Origin of the sequence: Halobacillus sp. B23F22_1 (assembly GCF_043497005.1) — a bacterium.
Taxonomy (GTDB): domain Bacteria; phylum Bacillota; class Bacilli; order Bacillales; family Halobacillaceae; genus Halobacillus_A.
Genome location: NZ_JBIEKE010000001.1, coordinates 541,380 through 562,480, shown reverse-complemented (window position 1 = coordinate 562,480; position 21,101 = coordinate 541,380). Strand labels below are relative to the sequence as shown.

General features: G+C 39.8%; 17 protein-coding genes. 5 read left to right on the top strand and 12 right to left on the bottom strand.

What is annotated here, in order from left to right; all coding sequences use genetic code 11:
• Positions 1-63: 63 nt before the first annotated feature.
• The 3 genes from ACGTNH_RS02770 to pepT form a co-directional block, all read right to left on the bottom strand.
• The gene (locus ACGTNH_RS02770) at positions 64-261 is read right to left on the bottom strand and encodes an SE1561 family protein (protein ID WP_394584847.1); all 198 of its coding nucleotides are present in this window, start codon (positions 259-261) and stop codon (positions 64-66) included.
• Between the two features lie 225 nt (positions 262-486).
• Positions 487-1,263 carry a TerC family protein gene (locus tag ACGTNH_RS02765; protein ID WP_394584845.1) on the bottom strand — a complete coding sequence of 259 codons (777 nt, stop codon included), beginning with the start codon at positions 1,261-1,263 and terminating at the stop codon, positions 487-489.
• Between the two features lie 285 nt (positions 1,264-1,548).
• Positions 1,549-2,775 carry a peptidase T gene (gene pepT / locus ACGTNH_RS02760; protein ID WP_394584843.1) on the bottom strand — a complete coding sequence of 409 codons (1,227 nt, stop codon included), beginning with the start codon at positions 2,773-2,775 and terminating at the stop codon, positions 1,549-1,551.
• Positions 2,776-2,954: 179 nt separating this feature from the next.
• Here pepT and ACGTNH_RS02755 point away from each other — a divergent pair, with 179 nt between their 5' ends.
• Positions 2,955-4,025, top strand: coding sequence for an AI-2E family transporter (locus ACGTNH_RS02755; protein WP_394584841.1), 1,071 nt, complete (start codon positions 2,955-2,957; stop codon positions 4,023-4,025).
• Positions 4,026-4,125: 100 nt separating this feature from the next.
• Positions 4,126-5,313, top strand: coding sequence for an MFS transporter (locus ACGTNH_RS02750; protein WP_394584839.1), 1,188 nt, complete (start codon positions 4,126-4,128; stop codon positions 5,311-5,313).
• A 50-nt stretch (positions 5,314-5,363) separates the two neighbouring features.
• Here the strand turns inward: ACGTNH_RS02750 and ACGTNH_RS02745 are convergent, their stop codons facing one another.
• The 4 genes from ACGTNH_RS02745 to ACGTNH_RS02730 form a co-directional block, all read right to left on the bottom strand.
• The gene (locus ACGTNH_RS02745; RefSeq protein WP_394584838.1) at positions 5,364-6,413 is read right to left on the bottom strand and encodes a DctP family TRAP transporter solute-binding subunit; all 1,050 of its coding nucleotides are present in this window, start codon (positions 6,411-6,413) and stop codon (positions 5,364-5,366) included.
• Positions 6,414-6,482: 69 nt separating this feature from the next.
• Positions 6,483-7,748 (bottom strand): TRAP transporter large permease, encoded by a 1,266-nt coding sequence (locus ACGTNH_RS02740; RefSeq protein ID WP_394584836.1) that lies wholly within the window; start codon positions 7,746-7,748, stop codon positions 6,483-6,485.
• 45 nt (positions 7,749-7,793) lie between these two features.
• The gene (locus tag ACGTNH_RS02735) at positions 7,794-8,351 is read right to left on the bottom strand and encodes a TRAP transporter small permease (protein ID WP_394584834.1); all 558 of its coding nucleotides are present in this window, start codon (positions 8,349-8,351) and stop codon (positions 7,794-7,796) included.
• Between the two features lie 253 nt (positions 8,352-8,604).
• The gene (locus ACGTNH_RS02730; RefSeq protein WP_394584832.1) at positions 8,605-9,447 is read right to left on the bottom strand and encodes a GNAT family N-acetyltransferase; all 843 of its coding nucleotides are present in this window, start codon (positions 9,445-9,447) and stop codon (positions 8,605-8,607) included.
• A 118-nt stretch (positions 9,448-9,565) separates the two neighbouring features.
• Here ACGTNH_RS02730 and ACGTNH_RS02725 point away from each other — a divergent pair, with 118 nt between their 5' ends.
• Complete coding sequence (locus ACGTNH_RS02725) at positions 9,566-9,748, top strand: SE1832 family protein (protein ID WP_394584831.1); 183 nt, start codon at positions 9,566-9,568, stop codon at positions 9,746-9,748.
• Between the two features lie 532 nt (positions 9,749-10,280).
• Here the strand turns inward: ACGTNH_RS02725 and ACGTNH_RS02720 are convergent.
• On the bottom strand, positions 10,281-12,137 hold the full coding sequence (locus ACGTNH_RS02720; protein ID WP_394584829.1) for a cation:proton antiporter: 1,857 nt from the start codon (positions 12,135-12,137) through the stop codon (positions 10,281-10,283).
• A 301-nt stretch (positions 12,138-12,438) separates the two neighbouring features.
• Here ACGTNH_RS02720 and brnQ point away from each other — a divergent pair, with 301 nt between their 5' ends.
• On the top strand, positions 12,439-13,755 hold the full coding sequence (gene brnQ / locus ACGTNH_RS02715; RefSeq protein ID WP_394584827.1) for a branched-chain amino acid transport system II carrier protein: 1,317 nt from the start codon (positions 12,439-12,441) through the stop codon (positions 13,753-13,755).
• A 52-nt stretch (positions 13,756-13,807) separates the two neighbouring features.
• On the opposite strand, the gene ACGTNH_RS02710 is transcribed toward brnQ, so the two are convergent.
• The 4 genes from ACGTNH_RS02710 to ACGTNH_RS02695 all read right to left on the bottom strand — a co-directional run bounded on the left by ACGTNH_RS02710 (position 13,808) and on the right by ACGTNH_RS02695 (position 18,752).
• Complete coding sequence (locus ACGTNH_RS02710) at positions 13,808-14,659, bottom strand: transglutaminase family protein (RefSeq protein ID WP_394584826.1); 852 nt, start codon at positions 14,657-14,659, stop codon at positions 13,808-13,810.
• Between the two features lie 24 nt (positions 14,660-14,683).
• Positions 14,684-15,652, bottom strand: coding sequence for an alpha-E domain-containing protein (locus ACGTNH_RS02705; protein WP_394584824.1), 969 nt, complete (start codon positions 15,650-15,652; stop codon positions 14,684-14,686).
• The gene (locus ACGTNH_RS02700) at positions 15,645-17,099 is read right to left on the bottom strand and encodes a circularly permuted type 2 ATP-grasp protein (protein ID WP_394584823.1); all 1,455 of its coding nucleotides are present in this window, start codon (positions 17,097-17,099) and stop codon (positions 15,645-15,647) included. Before ACGTNH_RS02700 ends, ACGTNH_RS02705 begins: the two co-directional genes overlap by 8 nt.
• A gap of 714 nt (positions 17,100-17,813) precedes the next feature.
• Positions 17,814-18,752, bottom strand: coding sequence for an NADP-dependent oxidoreductase (locus ACGTNH_RS02695; RefSeq protein WP_394584822.1), 939 nt, complete (start codon positions 18,750-18,752; stop codon positions 17,814-17,816).
• Positions 18,753-18,853: 101 nt separating this feature from the next.
• Here ACGTNH_RS02695 and recQ point away from each other — a divergent pair, with 101 nt between their 5' ends.
• Entirely contained in the window at positions 18,854-20,998 is a 2,145-nt protein-coding gene (gene recQ / locus ACGTNH_RS02690) for a DNA helicase RecQ (protein ID WP_394584820.1), read from the top strand.
• Positions 20,999-21,101 lie beyond the last annotated feature (103 nt).

Below are 21,101 nucleotides of genomic sequence, written 5' to 3'. Positions count from 1 at the left end.
CATCACTCCTTTGACTTTAATTTTATACGATGTATAAAAGGAGGGGAAACGATGTGTTTAAAGTTACTCGCGCTCGTTTTCCCAATCTTTTTTGAAGCGAGCCATTTTCATTTGCAATTTTTCAACCATTTCAAGTACCCGTTCATAATCCTCATTATCCACGTTTTCCTCATCCATTGTCGAGACCACTTGATTAAGCATGTTGATGCGGTTTTTTACGTAGCGAAATTGGTCTTCACGATTGTCAGCAGCTTTCCCCACCGTTACCCCTCCTTCTTTTCTTTCTACTATAACAAAATGTCTGCCATCTGAGCGATTCAGAACAAAAGCGTAAGCGCAATAGCAGAGACGAAACGTTTAAGCCTTCCACAGGGCGGATTACTTATGAAGCGAGCATCTGGCCGACAGAGCTGGATGTTGCTATTTATACAACTCGTCCTTTTATATTTTCTAGACAATAAAAACTGCAGGTCTCCCTGCAGTTCGTTACTCTTTTTTAGTTTTCTTTTTACCCGATAAGAACCACCCTGCTACAGCAATTCCTACTAATATCGTATAGAATGAAACCTTCCACACTGTAGAATGAGCAAAGTGCTCATCAAGAATTTGAATATTCGGGTGAGCCAAAGTGGAAACGACAAGTTTCACACCAACCCAGCCTACAATAACAAAAGCTGCTATTTCCAGACCAGGACGTGAGTGTAACAAATTAACAAACACGTTCGCAGCAAAACGCATAATGATAATACCGATCATTCCACCTGCTAAAATAACGGCAAACTGTCCGCCATCCAGGCTTCCGACATCCGGTAGAGGAGTTTCAGGTAAAACAATAGCAAGAGCTACAGCAGCTAAAATCGAATCAACAGCAAAAGCCAAGTCAGCTAGCTCCACTTTCACTACTGTCATCCAGAAGCTCGAACCTGCCGCTTTTTCTTCTACATGTTCACCCGGCTCGTCTTCTACCAAGTTCTTTGTTCGCCATTTATCGTATAAATGTTTTCCTGAAATAAAGAGTAAGTAAGCTGCTCCTATCGCTTGTACTTGCCATACGTCAACAAGGAAGGAAATGACAAATAAGGAAGCAAACCTAAGAACAAAAGCACCCATCAAACCATAAAATAAAGCCTTTTTACGCTGCTCTTCCGGCAGATGTTTTACCATAATAGCTAATACAAGTGCGTTATCTGCTGCCAGAATCCCTTCTAAACCAACGAGCACGATTAATACCCAGCCGTACTCGATTAATAATTGAGCATCCATCTTTATTCTCTCCTTTTCCTACAAAAAAATGACCTCCACCGCGAAGGTAAAGATCATAAAAAAACAGACCTTTACCCTTGGGTGGGTAAAGGTCTCGCTAACAACGTCCGTTGCCAATAAAGCCGGGGATCTCTCCCGTAATGACGACTTTATTGTCCAGCTACTCCCCTTTAGGAATTGCTATATTCTACTAATATCATAGCATGGGATCGCGCATTGTCAATTCTTTTTTCAACCTTCCCCATCCTCATTATGCGTTTCATTCGGTGAACTATACACTTTTTGTTAGGATTCTTCTGCATGAAGCTTTGCAATTTCTACAATAACTTGAGTCGCTTTTACCATATTATCGAGTGATATGTATTCATATTTACCGTGAAAGTTTTCTCCCCCTGTAAACAGGTTTGGTGTCGGCAGTCCCATATAGGAAAGTTGAGAGCCGTCGGTTCCCCCCCTTATCGGTTGTACAATAGGAGTTATATTAAGATTTTCCATTGCCTGATAAGCTATATCGACGATCTCTTTCACAGGCTCGATTTTATCACGCATGTTGTAATACTGATCTTCCATCTCCAGCTTTACTCGATCTTTTCCATAGCGGTCCTGGAGCTGCTTTGTCATTTGCTGAAGGAGTGCTTTCTTATCTTCAAACTTTTCCTTATTATGATCTCTTACTAAGTAAAGCAATTCAGCCTTTTCAACGTCTCCCTGAAAGGAAACAAGATGGAAAAAGCCCTCATATTCTTCAGTATATTCCGGGGCTTCCTCTTTAGGAAGCTGCTCAATTAATTCCATAGCCATCTTGGAAGCATGAAGCATTTTTCCTTTAGCTGTGCCAGGATGAACATTATTTCCGTAAAAAGTAAGCTTGGCCCCTGCTGCATTGAAACTTTCGTACTGTAGTTCTCCTAGAGGTCCTCCGTCTACGGTATAGGCGAAAGAGGCGCCAAAACGGTCGACATTAAATTTATGAGGACCGCGTCCTATCTCTTCATCCGGCGTGAAAGCAACACGAATCTTTCCGTGCTTAATTTCAGGATGCTGAATAAGATAATTCATAGCGGTCATTATTTCTGTCACCCCTGCTTTATTATCCGCTCCGAGAAGGGTTGTTCCGTCCGTCGTAATCAAGGTATGGCCTTTATATGTAGCAAGCTCTTGAAAATCTTGAGGAGATAATGTGACTCCATCGTTTAAACGAAGTTCACCTCCATCGTAATCCTTATGAATAAGAGGAGTTACGCCTTTTCCAGTAAAGTCTGTAGCTGTATCAATATGAGCTAAAAACCCAATAACCGGTATATCCTTGTCTATATTCGAAGGAAGTGTAGCCATCACATAAGCATGATCATCTATCGTTACATCTTGCATCCCTATATCTTTCAGCTCTTTAACGAGTTGGCGGGCCAGCACCCACTGACCTTCTGTAGAGGGAGTGGTTTCATTATCCATACTTGATTGGGTGTCAAATTGAACATAATTCGTAAACCTTTTCATTAACTCTTCCTGCACTATGCTCATCCTTTTTCATTTATTATAACGGTTTTTTTAACTTTAATTAAAACGTTCGATCTCCTACACAATTGAATAACTTATAGTATACTAAACATACGATATTGAAATTTTTGCATATTCATTTCTCCATTAGGGTATGGAATGGTTATAATCGATATAGTTGAAGGTGTGGTTATATGATACATAAACGTTGGTTTCAAGTACTAATTACAGGTATATTACTTTCCTTGCTCATTTTACTTTTACACGAGATTCAATTCTTCTTTGCTCCTTTTCTTACGTATGCTGGAGCAATTGCTTTTCCATTAATAGGAGGAGGTATACTGTTTTATATTTCGCGGCCTCTCATGCATTTTATTGAACACTATAAGGTTCCTCGGCTGCTGGCAATCTTTATTGTGTTCATTATCTATCTTCTTGCTGGATTTTTTATAGTTCAATTTATTGCTCCCATCGCGCAAGAGCAGTTTACTCGACTTGTTGATAATATTCCACGCATGAGTGATATGATTGGTGAAACAATCACATATTGGCAGCAAAACCAAGACATTATTCCAAGTCAATTTAACGATTCTCTTAATAAGGTTGTAGAAACCCTGCAAAGCTCATTAGATGCAGCTCCTAGCGTGATTATAGATGTTATTAGTCAGCTCGTGGGATTTGTGTTTGGTTTAGTGCTGATTCCATTTTTCTTATTCTTCATGCTGAAAGACGGACATAAACTTGTTCCATTCTTAACGCAATTCATGAACAAACGTGTGGCCGCAAGCTTTGATAAGCTGACAAAATCACTTGACCATACACTGAATTCTTTTATAATTGGTCAGCTTACAGTTAGTGTGTTTGTAGGGTTAATGCTGCTGGTTGGCTACCTTATTATCGGGCTTGATTATTCTCTCACTTTAGCCCTGTTTGCCATGATTATGAACGTCATCCCATTTGTCGGTCCATTTCTAGCCGTCATTCCAGCTATGCTTGTCGGATTGTTTCAGGATCCAATTATGGCGGTTTACGTAGCCATTATCATGTTTGTTGCTCAACAATTAGAAAGTAATCTTGTTTCACCCAATGTTATGGGGAAGGCATTAAGTATTCACCCATTAACCATTATTACCGTCATTCTAGCAGCAGGAAGCTTAGCTGGTTTCCTCGGTCTGCTATTCGCCATTCCAGCGTACGCCGTTATTAAAACTATCATCAGTCATTTCTATAACGAGTGGCTGGAGCGAAAAGCAGCACGCGAATAACGAAACAACCCGCTATGAAGCATAGCGGGTTTATCTTTTGAAACTTTATTGGTACACAATGTGTACCTGGTACCGATTGCAAGAAAGTGAGGAACACCATATGACATCACCTTCCAATAAACTGTGGACGTGGCCATTTATTTTTCTTATTTTAGCGAACTTGTTTACATTTATGAGTTTTCAAATGCTTCTTCCTAACTTACCGCCTTATATTGAGTCAATCGGGGGAAACGAGCTGCAAATCGGACTTGTCACAACGATGTTTTCGATTGCAGCGATTTTAATTCGTCCCTTTATCGGCCATTTATTGATGACGTCCGCACGAAAGGCATTAGTATTAGCAGGAGCTATTTCGCTATTAGCTATAACACTACTCTATCCAATCACACAAGTCGTCGTACTAGTACTGATCATACGGTTTGCCCATGGAATTGCCTGGGGCTGGTCTACGACTGCTAACGGCACAGCCGCAGTGGATCTTGTACCTCGAAGAAGAGTAGGAGAAGGAATGGGCTATTTTGGACTCTCTATAACAATCGGAATGATAATGGCCCCAAGCTTCGGCATCTACCTTTTTCAAAAATACTCGTTTGATTTACTTGTGTGGATCTCTGCAGGGTTAGGTATCATTGCCATTGGATTATTTGCTTTAACAAGCTTTGTTACCCCTGACAGCGTGTATGACAATAGAGTAATTAAGCCACGCTTCTCATTTTTGGGTTCACTTGTAGAAAAGAAAAGCGGCTATCCTGCACTCGTTACTTTTTTAACGACGTTTGGATATGGTTCCATTGTCACATACATTGTTATATTCGGAGTTGAACAAGGACTTGATGGCGTATTTTTATTTTATTTCTTTAATGCTTTGTTAGCTACCATTTCCCGCCCTATTACAGGGAAATACTTCGATAAACAAGGTCCCTGGAAACTTATTATTATTTGTTCAGCTATCTCTTTTGTAGCGATGTGGGTGTTATCATTAGCTGATTCAAACCTAGACCTTATGATCGCCGGTGCGCTCTTTGGTGCGGGCTATGGATCCATGATGCCTGCCTTCCAAGCCTGGGTGATTTCAAAAACAACTGTAGATCGTAGTGGAATTGCCAACGGAATGTTCTACTCCTCCATTGACCTCGGAATCGGGTTAAGTGCTTTAATCCTGGGCTTTATATATGCATTTGTAGAGACGGCAATGTTATTTAAAATTTCAAGCTTTCTTTTTATTATCGTTATCATTTTAACATGGCTTGACCTTCGCAAACAGACGGAACCATGGCAGGGAACCTGACCAAACCAAAAGGCCGGCCTTTAAAAGGACGGCCTCTTACTATTAGTGGGTTACTCTTCTCCACCCATTTCTTCAATTTCTTGTTCTAGTTTATCCAGGATTTCTCCATCTACAGTAGAAACTTCTTCTCTGTAGAAGTCACGGACGGGCTCTGCTTTTTCACGGAAAGCATCACGTTGCTCTTCATCAAGCTCTATGATTTCAGTAGCATTTTCGTCATCATTTTTAATTGTTTCCAACCATTCTTCATTTTGAGCATCCTGCTCATCAAACGCCCACTCCTGCATTTCTTGAGTTGTTTCATCCAGCATTTCCTGCATCTCTTCAGGAAGCTCATTATACCAATCTGTATTTACTGTGGTCATTGCTACATAGTTGTTATGGTTTGAGATTGTCATATAATCCTGTACTTCGTGGAATGAGGCATCACCAATGAAGAAGATTGGATTCTCTTGCCCTTCAACAGTACCACGATCAAGTGAAGTATAAAGTTCAGACCAGCTCATTGGAGTCGGATCTGCTCCATATGCTTCATAGGATTCCAGGATAAGCGGGGAATCCTGTGTACGCATTTTAAAACCTTCAAAATCAGCGGGTTCAGAGATTTCACTGCTCGATGTCCACTGCATAGCACCTTCTGTCCAGAAAGAAAGTGGAGTAATACTATGTTCTTCATATTTCTCACGTAAATCTGTGTTTAATGCTTCACTCTCATTTAATATATTCTGTGTAGCTTCTACACTATCAGGGAATAGGAAATGTAAGGCAAAGATTTGTCCTTCGTTTACCATATTACCTGTGAAACCTGGAGACATAACAGCCATTTCAACTGTACCGCTTTCCAGCTGTTCTACTTGGTCTGTTTCACTGCCCAGTCCACCAAACTCGTACACTTCAATGTTTACTTGACCGTCAGATTTTTCATCCATACGATCAGCAAACTCCTGTGCATACTCATACTGCACTTGACCTTCTACTTCCTCAGTAACAAATTTCCAATTGTAGCTTTCTTCTCCTCCGTCACCGCCGCTCCCTTCATCATTTTGACCACAAGCAGCTAGTGTTAAACTAAGCGTTGACGCTGCGACTAAACCTAACATTTTCTTTTTGTTTAAAATGTTAATGACCTCCCAATAGTTTTTTTATTTATTCTTTCACTCAAAAGTTCCTTATAGGAGAATGAGGGAAAGTTCTTCAAAGTAAATAAGTAAAACAGAAATGATTACCATCATTACAATATAAGGCGGCGTCCCTTTTATAACTTCTAAATATGGCTTGTTAAAGACTGCACTCGCCGTAAATATATCAACTCCAAATGGCGGGGTTGCTGACCCTAAAGCCGCCTGGAAAGTAATGACCACACCTAGATGAACGGGGTCTACGCCAGCCTGCATAGCTGCCGGATAGAAAATAGGAGTGAGTACTAAAATGACAACGATTGGATCGACGAACATACAACCGATAAAGAAGAAAATCGTTACCATGATGAGCACGTATAAAGCAGTAGGGTTTGATCCTAATACAGTGTCAGTAATCATTTGTGGGATTCTCGCGAATGAAATGACCCACGTGAAGGCTTGTCCGCCTGCCACAAGCACGAATACGGCTGAGGTTACTAATCCAGTTGATTTCGCAATCTCAGGAAGTTGCTTGATATGAATGGAACGATAGATTATGACCTCCAGGATAAACGCATAAAGAACGGACATTCCAGCCGCTTCCGTCGGGCTGAACAACCCTGTATAGATCCCGCCGATAATAATAAAAGGGAAACCTAATGGTAAAAGAGCTTTCCTAGTAAACCTAAGTCGTTCACTCCACGTGGCTTTAGTGGCTAAAGGAATATCGGCTATTTTGGCATATATAATACTAAAAATAGCAAAACTTAAAAACACAATGATTCCGGGAATAATTCCGGCTATAAATAAATCTCCTACAGATGTACCTGAAACAAGCCCGTACATAATCATTCCTATGCTTGGGGGCACAAGCAGCGCTACGTCACTTGAGTTAATAATTAAGGCCATAGCTGTTGAATCTTTATAGCCTATCTTAAGTAATCTTTCACGCATTGGCTTACCAATCGCTACTACAGTGGCTTGTGTGGAACCTGAAATAGCTCCAAACAGCGTACAAGATGCTGCCGTCGTAACGGCATATCCACCTCGTATATGTCCAATAAAAGATCCTATAAAATCCAGTAAACGCCTGGAAGTTTTACCAGCTGTCATAATGTCAGCCGCGAAAATAAATAGTGGAACGGCTAATAACACGTAAGCTTCAATTCCTGTTGAGAATTGCTTCATTAAAATCATCGGGTCCATCGTTGGAAAGTAAAAGAAAACTACGATGATTGGAGCTACCATTAGCGGAATCATCATCGGAAAATTCAATAACAGAAGGACCACCATGATCGTTAGTAGAGTTGCGACCATATCGTTATCCTTTCTACGAGTGTTTTAGTTACTTGCATAATCTTTTTATAGATGAGCAGCTTCGTCAATTTCCGTCTTTTCTTGGTCATTGTAATCTTTTGCGTCTGTTCCTAAATATACGTCCTCACGTTTTACAATGTTAATTATCATATTTCTTAAAAACTGAATCCCACCGAGGAAAAACCCTAGAGGAATAGCGATGTAAATGATGTAAGCCGGCATCTGAAGAGCCGAGGTAACTGTTCCTGAATTGCGCACATTCAGCACGTACAAATAGGAATAGTAGGCTAAGACGAATAGTACAATCGCTACAAGGAAAGGAATAATGGTTGAAACGACTTTCCTCACTTTAAACGGAGCCAAATCGTAGAAGGCTGACATACTAATATGTCTTCCTTTGCGCGCAGCATAACTGATCCCCATAAAGGTAGCCACAATTACCGCAATTTGACTCACTTCATTCGCAAACGAAAGTGAATAACTGAATATTGCACGGCTTAAGGCATTGCCGACTACCATAAGTGCGATGATAATAACCGCATAGCCAAGAATAAATTCCTCAATTTTAAGGACAACTTTGTCTAGTATCCTGAAAAATTTCAAATGTTTGTGTCCTCCTCTGATGAGCATTTTGTATGAAATTTAGCCCAGTTACTATAAATAATACCGAACAAACAACGAACGTACAAATAGAGTTATACAGTATAATCTGTATTCATAATTTATTTTGTACTATGAGAACAACTTTACCAACAATTTCTTACTTAAAGGTCCGTATAGCTTACAAAAGATTCAAAATACTCGAGATTCACTAAAAACTACCTCATTTTTTGTGAGAATGGACCTATTAAAACGCTTACTTTTCAATAAAATGGTAAACTAATGACTCTCCTACCCTTTTATATCCGATTCTTGTATAAATAGAATTTGAAGGTAAATTTGATAAATCCGTGTACAGTGCACAAAATTGATAGCCGTCATTTAATAAATTTTCACTCATTGCTGTAACTGCTTCTGTGGCATAACCTCTTCTTTTAAATAGGTCAGGTGTGAAGACGCCGTTAATCGTAGCTCCATTAGGCGTACTTCTAGCTCGGCTAACCATTGAGACACTTTGTCCATTTACAACATAAATGTACGTTTTGTCCTCTCGAATCAAGTCCTCCACTATTTGTTCTACCCTCTGTAATTGGTGAAGCTCATTAGTTTCTTTGAAATATTGTTTAAACCAGCCAACAAGCCAATCTGCATCCTTTGGACAAGCTAAATGCAAGTCTCCTCTTTTTTGTGTCACGGCGTTGACCGCAGTAAGTTCATACACTCCTTGCTCCATGTGTAATTTCGGCTTCCTGCCCGCTATTTTCTCCCAATGATGAATAAAAGAGCGTACGATCGAAGCTTCACCTATAACTCCAGGAACTTCAAAACCCTCTTTATAAAGATAGTCAGCTAAATGTGAAATGATTAGTATTGGATCCACAGCTATAGAGGGCAGAATCCAGAGGTGAGGAGGTGTACGAAGCGTCGAATAAACAATCTCTCCCCTCTCGTTATATAAAGAGAGCATGATTATATCATTTGACTGATTTGTATTATTTATAATGCCGAGAGCAAGATTGTTTTCTGCTTCCTTTTTTAATAAAAGAGGTGCTATAAGTTGTGCAAACTCATTCATTGAGCGATGCTGTGTAACGTTCATCATTTCCCCCTCTCTACTGCTTGATTGATATATAGTTTACCACATAGTAGTCAGAATTTTCACTCTATTGTATATAATTTTTGTTTCCTCTACAATGGAAAAAAAGGAGTGAGCGTTCATGACTAAACAAGAAATTCAAGATGAAATCGCAGCATTAAAGGCTGATTATATTCGCATTCAAAGTGATTTAGAAAAGCTTGACGCCGCAGGTGGGAATGTGGAGAATGCGGAAAAACAATTGGCACAGATGGAAGGTGAACTTAAGGTTCTAAGAAAACAACTGGGTGAAGCAAATGGTTAAAGGATCAAAAAAAGCATCACTATTGTGATTGATTTCAGCTTGTAGAGAAACCCCGTGTTTTCCTACAAGCTTTTTTTGTGCGCCTGTGTGGACAAATGCCACTCGCTTTCCGTGGACGAACGCCCGAGTCTCCTCGTGAAAACCCCATTGCGGGTTCTCGGATCGCCAGTTCCTTCACTTTCTCTTTTCCACGCAAACGTCAGTTGTTTTGCATCTGCAAAGCTCCGATCAAACTTCTTTTTTCATGCGGTAAATCCATAAAATGAAAGAAATCAGTAAAAATCAGACTGTTGAGACACCTTGGGTTTCTTGTAGGTGTACCTGGTACCGAATTGACGGAGCGATGATAAACCTCTTTCTTGGCATACAAATAATCCGAACTGATTTTCAATAAAATCGTTCGGATTATATTTGGCCTTATTCAGTTTTGCCTCAGTCTCATTCTTCTTCCTCTTGCTCCGCGGAAAGCGGCGCTTTTTGTTTCTGCAGACAAAATGGAAGAGACTGAGCAATCACCATTGTGATTGTTTTTTTACTTCTCGGGTCGGTTTCCGTTTCGTTGTTTTTCAAGCTTTTCTTGGATTTTCTCATGTTCTTTAATAGGAGGTGTAAGCGAAACGACAATATCTCCATTCTCTACTTTTACGCCATTTTTATGACTAAAGAACTCTACCTTATTCGTTGGTTTCTTAACAAACACAAGCATGGCTTTCTCATCTTTTTTATTTAGATAGTCTTTATACGTAAATTGAGGCGTAATCGTCGTTTTTCTAAATACATAACCATTCTCCACTCGTTGGTTTAACTCTTCCCAAGTAGCGTACTCTCCGATGAAAATCCTTCCCCCAATTGTATGCACGAGATCTTCCAGCTTATCCCCTTCATCTTTATCTAAACTAAGCTGAAACAAGTTTGTACGTCCAAATTCAGGAACAAATGTAGTACAAACAAGTGCATTATAAGAATCGTATTCTGTAGCAGCAATCATATATTCATATGGTGTTATTTCAAGGTGGTATTCAGTTTGTTCCGAAAGAATTTCTCCGTGATACGTTTTTAATCCTTTCGAGCGTGCTTCAGCTAACCTTTCCCAAGAAGCATCACTAATAAGCACAGGAACTTTTAAATCTTCTAATGCTTTTGCTAAATTCGTTGTAAATGCATTTCCTCCGGTAATCAGCACACCAGGAGGTCCCTCCATGGATAAACCAAGCTTTTTCGCCAGCCATCCAATGGAAAACCCATGTGCTACAACTGTTGTAAAGACAAGCGCAAATGTTAATGAAAGGAGAATCGATGCATCTTCAAAGCCCGCTTCCAATAGAACACTAGCAAAATAGCTGGCCACCGTCAGCGCAACGATTCCTCGAGGAGCTATCCAGCTGACGAGCACCTTTTCGGGAGTCGTTAAATCGGTTCTCCACGTGGAAACCAGGATAGATAACGGACGTACAATAAATAGCATTAATAAAACAAAACCAATAATTTCTATATTAAATATTTCTACTAGAGTGTCCCTATTTAACGACGCGGTTAACATTACAAAAATCGTTGATATGAACAAAAGTGAAATGTTTTCTTTGAAATGCCTCATATCTGAAATCGAAGAAATGTGCATGTTGGCCATCGTCATCCCCATAGCTGTTACAGATAAGAGTCCTGTCTCGTGTGTAATTTCGTCTGCAATGGTGAAACATGCAATAACGGTGGCAAACACGACCGGGGATTTTAAAAATTCCGGTACATAGCCTGTTTCAAACATCCACCCTACACCTTTACCAAGTCCGTACCCCAAAATCACAGCAAAGATGGAGGCTAAAAAGAAGGTAAGAAGGGCAGATGGTGTACCATTGTTTCCTATTAAGAATTCTATAATTTCAAAAGCAAATACAGCTAATAACGCTCCAATAGGATCAATAATGATGCCTTCCCATTTTAGAATTTTAGCTGGGCGAGGTTTAAGTTTAGCTTGCCTTAATAAAGGTAAGATTACTGTTGGTCCGGTTACGATAAATAAACCGCCAATCACAAAGGCAACAGCCCATGATAATCCAGCTACGTAGTGAGCCGCTAACGCCCCGAAAATCCAGCTGATAAATGCTCCTACCGTAACGATGCGAAATACCGGCCTTCCAAGCCCGCGTACTTCTTTAAAATCTAAATTTAAGCTGCCCTCGAATAAGATTACTGCAACAGCTAAAGATATAATCGGGCTGTATAATTCTCCGAAATTTTGTTCAGGATCTATCCATCCAAAAATAGGACCTACCAGAAGCCCGGCAATAGACATGATCACGATCGCTGGTAATCGGAATCGCCAGGCCACCCATTGGGCGCCTACTCCTAATAATCCAATAAGCATGAGTTGAAACAATAGTGAATCAAACATATAGAAGTCTCCTTAACTTAAGTGTCACTAACGATTTCATCATAATCACTTATTGTATAGACACTTACTCGGTATGTAAATAAAACTGTTCTAATTTCTAATTGTGAATTATTTATGATCTTTCCAGAATGTACTATACAGTTTATTTAAATTTTTTAAAATATTCCGTTGACATAATTTTTTGACATTGATACGATTACGCCTGTGACAAATTCGAAATTCTAATTATTCAAGGTTCCTCCTCTTTGTGAGGAACTTTTTTACGTATCAATACCATTACAAACTTTAAGGAGTATGACATATGCAAAAGAAAGACATCGTCTTTATAGGTTTTATGCTTTTTGCTTTATTTTTTGGGGCTGGCAACTTAATTTATCCTGTAGCCCTGGGCATAGAAGCAGGCACGTCTTATTGGCCTGCCATCATCGGTTTTGTTTTAACTGGTGTTGGTCTTCCCATTATAACTGTAGCTGCTATCTCGCTTGTAAGAAATGGTGCGGTTGAATTAGCGGGACGTGTACATCCTCTTTTTGGGCTGGTATTCACCTCCGTTATCTATTTAGCCATTGGTCCCTTCTTCGGCATTCCTCGTGCAGCAAACGTTGGGTTTGAAACAGGAATTGCCCCATGGATTGGAGGAGTAAGCAATGCAGGACTGCTTATATTTACAATTATCTTTTTTACTTTAGTATTCCTTACAAGCTTAAACCCTTCAAAATTAGTGGACCGGGTTGGGCAGTTTTTAACTCCAGCTCTTTTCTTAGCGATATTCGCTCTTGTTATCGGCAGTTTCTTTTTGTTAAATGGTGACGTCCAGCCCGCTCAAGATAAATACAGTTCTCAACCGTTTTCTACTGGATTTATAGAAGGGTATTTAACCATGGACGCGATTGCTTCTTTAGCATTTGGCATTATAGTAGTCACTTCCTTCCGGGATCGTGGTTTAACCAATTCCCGTGAAATTACTTTTCGCACCGTCCAAGCGGGACTTGTTACAGCAGTTGGGTTAACTTCGGTTTACGTTTCCATCGGATGGATTGGCGTGAAGATGGCTACAGAAGGCGACTACACAAATGGCAGTGCAGTATTGGCAGGTGCGGCTAATCTCATGTACGGAACCCCGGGCACACTACTGCTAGGAATTATTGTCCTTCTTGCTTGCTTTACAACTTGTGTAGGACTAACCGTTGCATGTGGTCAGTTTTTCTCTAAACGTTTTAAAAAACTATCCTATAAAATCGTGATTTCTGTAATTACCATCACAAGTCTTTTAGTCTCTAACTTAGGATTGAATGAAATTATTGCATACTCCGTCCCGGTTCTTGTTTTCTTATATCCAATCGCTATTGTATTAGTAGCATTAACATTTATCGGAAAATCATTTAACCACTCTTCTTACGTTTATCGAGGAGCCGTTTTACTAACTGCAATCGTAAGTTTATACGATGGACTTATCGAATTCGGTTTTTCTATGAATTTTGCTGAGCCTATAATTTCATCGCTTCCTTTCTACGACTTCAGCCTCAGCTGGATCGTTCCTGCCGTTATCGGCGGATTGATTGGCGGGCTTATAGCGTATGCAAAAGCACCAAAAGCAACGCATGACTATCAAAATTAAACGATATAAAGAAGGGATGTCTAAGAGGGCACCCCTTCTTTATATCCTATATTTAATGATCGATTAACGTAACGCTGACTTTAACTTCCGAGTACTGTCCTCCCCCACGATATACACCTTGCAGAGGACTGACATCTGCATAATCGCGTCCTGTTCCAATGCGGATATGGTTTTCCAGAGCTTCAACGTTATTTGTCGGATCCAGTCCTACCCATCCAATACCAGGAATCATGACTTCCACCCACGCGTGAGTGGCAGCATCACCTATGAGTGCTGAATCTTCTCCAACATAAAGATATCCACTTACATATCTCGCTGGGATCCCTTTTTCTCTTAGAACTCCAATCATGATGTGCGCGTAATCCTGACAGACCCCTGCTTTTAAGGGCCAAGATTCATGAGCTTTTGTCCCGACTTGAGTAACTAACGTATCGTAGGCAATCGATTGATTCAAATAAGCCATTAAATCAATAGAAAATTTAATAGGATCCTCAGCATTGCCGATAGCCGATGTAATTTCATCTACCTGCTCTTTATACAAAAAAGTGTACTGCGTTTCATTTAAATAAGGTAAATAATGCTCATGAAAAAGTTCCGAATGAAAGATTTCTCTCATTTCGTCTGTATACTTCAACAAATGAATAAACGGACTTTTTTGAATGCTGACAGTAGAGATGGTTTTAACAGTTAAATCTCTATGTTTATGAGCTATAAAAAAAGATTCTACATGGTTTCCCCATAGATCAACATGGTCTTTCGTTAACGAAGCGGGTGTAATCTCCGTTCGATAAGAAAGCAATCTCTGACACTCATCAGTACGAGGCTTTAGACGAACTGTATTCATGCTTTGGTCAACATCGTTGTCATATTTAAAAAAGTTCGTATGCTCGATTTGATACTTCATCGTATTTCTCCCCTTCTTACCCTTTCAATGACTGGCGTGAACAGGCTCTACTAAATAGTAGGTTTCTGAAAAGGTACGGCTGACCCTATGACAGTAATTCTGGAAAGTATCTAAGAATATCATAAGTTCTTCCGTACTCATATTCACAATATCTGTTCGGCTGATTTCTTCTTGAATCCCTGCTAACAGCTTAAAAAGATCTTCCGAGTAATGTGAAATCTTACCTGATTCTAGATTATGAATGGCACTCAGAATATGATCCACACAATAACGAATCGAACGTGGAAAATTTTGGTTTTCAATTAGAAAGGTAAGTACATCTTTTGGATTCATGGTTGGCGGATGCTCTTTAATGTAGGAGTCGTAGGCATTTACGATTTGTAAAGCAGTCAGCCAATAATAATAATTCTCCGTGTCCGTGCAATTTTTTTCTTTTAACGTCTTTTCACAAATTACATTTAATATGCGCGCCGTTTTTTCTGCTCTTTCGATCCATTTACCAATTTTAATAAAAGTATATGACGTACCTCTCGTCATCGTTGATTCAATAATCCCTTGGGAAGTCATCGACATGTGAATGATATCTTTCAGGTGGTTTTGAGTCGCTTGAGGAGTCATAGGCTGATCCTGCTGGGCGTTTTTATCTAAATAAAACCAATTGATTAACTGCCAAAGACCATCTGGAATATGATCTCTAGTCGCTTTTGCATTTTCGCGCGCATATACGATGCTGTTTTGCAATGAATTGGGATTCGCAGGACTTAAGGTAATGTATTGTATGACCGTGTCACGGTTTAATCTGGCATACCTTTCATAGTATTCCTCTTTGGAAGCACATATTTCTAAAATTTCCTCCCAATCTCGATCCATCACTCGTTGATCGGATGATTCTAACATATGAATAAGCTGAGTACTCAGTATCCTGGCATTATTTTCAGAGCGTTCCATGTTCCTGGACATCCAATAGAGTGAATCTGCTACTCGGCTAAGCATGGTTCATTCCTCCTTCTGCTAAAACCCAGGTATCCTTTCCGCCTCCTCCTTGAGAAGAGTTAACGACTAATGAGCCTTTGTTTAAAGCAACTCGCGATAATCCTCCCGGCAAAACATGTGGCTCTGCACCGTTCATAACAAACACACGTAGATCCACATGGCAAGGATAAAATTCCCCTTTTTGATAAGCGGGCGCCCGTGAAAGCTTGATCGTTGGCTGAGCGATGTATTGACTTGGAGTTTCAATAATTTTTCTTCTGAATACGCTGCGTTCTTCCTCTGTAGAATGAGGACCAATTAACATGTCATACCCGCCTGAAGCTCCTACGTTTTTTATCACAAGCTCTTCTATATGTTCAAGTACATAATCGAGCTGCTCTGGATCTCTTAAGAAATAGGTTTCTACGTTTTTAATAATAGGCTCTTCATTTAAATAATAACGGATCATATCTGGAACATAAGCGTACATCGCTTTATCATCTGCTACACCGTTGCCAATGCCGTTAAGTATGGCAACGTTGCCTTTTCTATAAGCTCTTAATAGACCACTTACACCTAAAGCAGAATCTGGACGAAACGCTTCGGGATCTAAGAAGTCATCATCAATTCTACGATAAATTATGTCTACTTGCTTCAATCCGCGAATCGTCTTCATATAAACAATATCGTCTTTGACAACCAAGTCCCGTCCCTCTACTAATTCAATCCCCATCTGCTGTGCTAAAAAGACGTGATCGTAATAAGCAGAATTATACATCCCCGGGGTTAATAATACGGCGCACGGCTGGGCTGTCCGATTTGGTGGGGCATGGCTGATAAGAGCGCCGTGAAGATCTTTAAATTGATGTTCGAGCGTACGAATCGAATGCTGAAAAAACAGCTCAGGATATACTTGTCTCATTACATACCGGTTTTGAAACACGTAGGACATGCCGGAAGGGTTTCTTAAATTATCCTCCAATACACGATATTCGCCATTTTCATCACGAATTAAATCAATTCCAGCTAAAAAGATGTGATTTTTTAATGGGATTTCTAAACCGGATACCTGCTTTTTATAGTAATTAGGATTGTCGTTAACCAGATCTTCCGGGATAATACCGTCTTTTATGATTTCCTGCTCATGGTAAATATCATCCAGGAAAAGATTAAGGGCTTCCATACGCTGCTGCATTCCTTTTTCAATCTTCATCCACTGTTCATTTGTAATAATAATTGGAACAAAATCAAATGGCATCGTTCGCTCTGTACCGCCTGCATCATTGTAAACTGTAAAAGTAATGCCTTGTCTTAAGAAGCTTAACTGAGCTGTTTCGTGCTTTTCTCTCAATTCCTCATTAGATATCTGTCGAATTAGTTGATAAAAAGAATCATAATGCGGTTTCGGATTACCCGATTGGTCTACCATTTCATCAAAAAAACTACCTGACTGATAATTTTTCAACACAGCTTCCCGCCTCCCATTGCGTTACCTTATGTAGAAAACTATACCCTATAAACCGAGCGAATAGTCGAAAAATTTTAAAATTAATTTACTATACCCCTCAAATTTATACATAAAAAAAGCCGGATATGATAGACTTTTTATGGTGGCTTCCTTCACACTTTTCTAATGAAAAAAACAGGAATAACACGTTTTCAGAAGAAAGACAGAAATCCTTACACAGCTGTCGTTTTAAAAAATTCTCTATCTAACTCTGCCTATAAAATGCAAAAAACCTAAGATTTTTTGTACGCCCGTACAGCCGCACGCCTGAGTCTCCTCGTGAAAACCCTACTGCGAGGTCTCGAATCGCATGTTTTTCCTCAGGAGATTCCTGGTATTTGACCTCCCTTCATCGAAAAAGATTCTCCTGCACCTGACTCACCTTGGTTAAGTGAAGGGCAATCTTTTTCATGTATAGGATTTACGTGTTTTAAGTCCTCCAGCCAACGATATAAGGTTACTTTAGGAATATGATACTTTACGCATAAAGAATAAATGATGGAGTCTTCCCTCGTATAAGCATTCACATTTAAATTCTTTGGAGTAATATTGATTGGACATAAAAAGCTCCCCTTAAGGCAACAGATTTTTTATTTTTAATCTGTTTACCATATGGAGAGCATTTCACTTACTCGACAGCCTTAAAATCCGTTTCCTTAAAACTCTGATTTTAAGTTATGATGGAATAGTAATAACGATTTTGCCTGTAGCATGATGAGTTTCACTTAATTCATGAGCTTCCCTTAGCCCTTGTTCAGTTAAAGGAAAGCGATGCCCCACTTTAGATTTCATTTCACCCTTCACCATAAGGTTAGCTAATTGAGCCAGTTTTTCACCATCGGGCTCTAACCAAACGAATCCAGCCTTCACGTCCTGTTTATCAGCCAGCTGTTCAGCCGGTGGTTGAACAATTGATGCTAATCGTCCTCCCTGCTTTAATACCCCAAAACTTTTTTCCTGAACTTCTCCTCCTAAAGTATCCAGGACGATATCAAACTCTTCCAGCACCTCAGAAAAATCTTCTTCTTGGTAATTAATAAAGCGATCGACGCCCAGTTGTTCTACCCATTCCTTATTTTTACCACTCGCTGTAGTTGCCACATAAGCTCCAAAGGATTTAGCAATTTGAACGGCGTAATGCCCTACCCCTCCAGAACCTGCATGGATCAGGACTTTATCTCCTTCTTGAATTTCAGCAAAATCCACCAGACACTGTCTTGCTGTTAAACCAGCTAAAGGGACAGCCGCTGCTTGTTCATAGGAAATGCTTTCCGGAAGATGAGACAGCACGTGTTCATCGACTGCAGCATATTCAGCGTACGTTCCAAACCTTGAAAGTTCAGGACGAGCAAACACTCGATCACCCGCTTTAAATTTTTGCACATCTCCACCTGCTTCTTTCACAACACCAGCTGCATCCCAGCCAAGTGTAATAGGAAAGTCAAAATCGAGCATTTCTTTTAAATATCCTTCTCTAAGTTTCCAATCAATTGGATTTATAGAAGTTGCGTGTAATTCTACTAAAACTTGATTACTTTTTATTTCGGGAGTCGGAACCTCTTTCTCTATAAGTTGATTCCTACCCCCATATTGTTCTATGACAATGGCTTTCACTGGACACACTCCTCTTTTGAGAATCTCTAGATAATTTTCCCCTATTCAATCATTTAAAACATGATAAGATAGGAAAAGAATTTGAAAAGGATGATCGCAAAATGATAGAAAAAGCGCAGCGTTTATTAGAAGAATATTATGGCTTCACTTCTTTTCGAACGGGTCAGAAAGAAGCTATTGAATGCGTATTAAACCAAAATAATACATTAGCCGTTATGCCCACAGGCGGCGGGAAATCTTTATGTTATCAGATACCTGGTATGACATTGGATGGCACGGCTATTATCATTTCTCCTCTTATCTCATTAATGAAAGACCAAGTGGATGCGTTAACGTCTTACGGTATTCCCGCGACTTATATTAATAGTTCCTTATCTTTTGAAGAGCAGCGTGAAAGAATGAGCAGTATGAGACAAGGCCGTTTTAAGTTTGTTTACGTAGCCCCTGAACGGTTTGATTCTTCGTCCTTTCTTTCAACTATAAAACAAATCAAACTTTCCCTGGTTGCTTTTGACGAAGCTCACTGTATTTCTCAATGGGGACACGATTTTAGACCAAGCTATCGATCAATTGTTCAAACGCTTGACCAAATCCCAAATATCCCTCTCGTCATGGGGCTGACAGCTACCGCAACTCAGGAAGTCATTGAAGATATTAAGCAGTTGATTCATGTAAGTGATGAAGCTGTAGTAAATACCGGCTTTGCTCGAGAGAACCTGTCTTTTCGTATTATTAAAGGAAGAGACAAACGAGATTTTCTTCTCGAATATTTAGAACAAAGAGCAAATGAAGCCGGCATCATTTATACAGCTACTCGAAAAGATGCCGACCATTTACAAAACTTCTTCGAGAAAAAAGGATATTCTATTGGAAAATATCATGCGGGCATGTCAGAACAGCAGCGAAAGCAGGTCCAAAGTGATTTTGTTCAAGATGAAATCACGACAATTGTGGCTACGAATGCCTTTGGAATGGGGATCGATAAATCGAACGTCCGCTATGTTATTCATTATTCTATGCCAATGAATCTGGAATCTTACTATCAAGAAGCAGGTCGTGCAGGACGTGATGGAGAACCAGGAGATTGTGTGCTTCTATATTCTGGCCAAGATATTCACTTACAGCGTTTCTTAATTGACCAATCCATGATGGACGAAGATAAAAAGCGTGATGAATACCGCAAACTACAGTCCATGATTAATTACTGTCACACTCACATGTGTTTACAGCAATATATTCTAGATTATTTTGATGATCCTAACCACCACGACCCATGTGAGAAGTGCTCCAACTGTTTACATGAGGGAGAAGAAAAAGATATGACGAGGGAAGCTCAAATGGTACTTTCCTGTGTCAAACGAATGGGTGAACGTTTTGGAGCTGGCTTAACAGCTAAGGTTTTAAAAGGCTCGTCTGATCAGAAAGTCAAACAATTTAGATTTCACACGCTTTCTACTTACGGGATCTTGTCTCACTATACAGAAAAAAACTTAACACAGTTTATTAATTTCTTGATTTCTGAAGGCTTACTCAGCCCCGGCCAAGGACGCTATCCAACTCTGCAATTAACAGAGTCATCCGTCGGTGTATTAAAAGGAGAACGTTCGGTTACGATGTTAGTGGAAACGACTACATCTGATGTAGAGACGAACTACGATGTCGAGAAATTTGAGGAACTTCGTGCTATGCGAAAATCAATTGCTGATGACGCAGGACTTCCACCTTACGTTATTTTCTCTGATGCCACTCTTAAGGAATTAACAATCTACTTGCCTAAGAACCGTGAAGAAATGCTTCGCATTAAAGGGATTGGAGAACAGAAATTTTCTCAGTATGGTGAGGACTTTTTAGAGGTTTTATCGAAATGGGCTGAAACCGCAGATAAAAGACCCTCTCCTCCTGCTCGGGGCAGCTTTATGCAAAAGACAGCCCGAAAGCCAACAGAAGGAGCTAGTCACGAGGAAACTTTTAACATGTGGAAAGATCAAAAATTATCGATTGAGGAAATTGCCGAGCAACGCGCCATGAGTGTACAAACCATTGAAAATCATATTTTCCGCTGCATGAAAGAAGGAGCAGAAGTGGATTGGGGAGAATGGTTTACAGATGAACAAGAGGAAGTCACCTTAATGGCTCACAGCCAATTAGACGAAAAAAGACTTAAACCATTAAAAGAAAGCCTTCCTGACGATTACTCCTACAGGGCAATTAAAGCCGTCCTTATAAAACATGGATATATGAATTAAAACTGGGACTTTTCTGACTCTCGGAGGCTTGTAGAGAAAACTTAGTTTTCTCTTTCTCTCTTTTTTCGTCGACCGTGTAAACATTTCTTACTTAGGAGGAGTA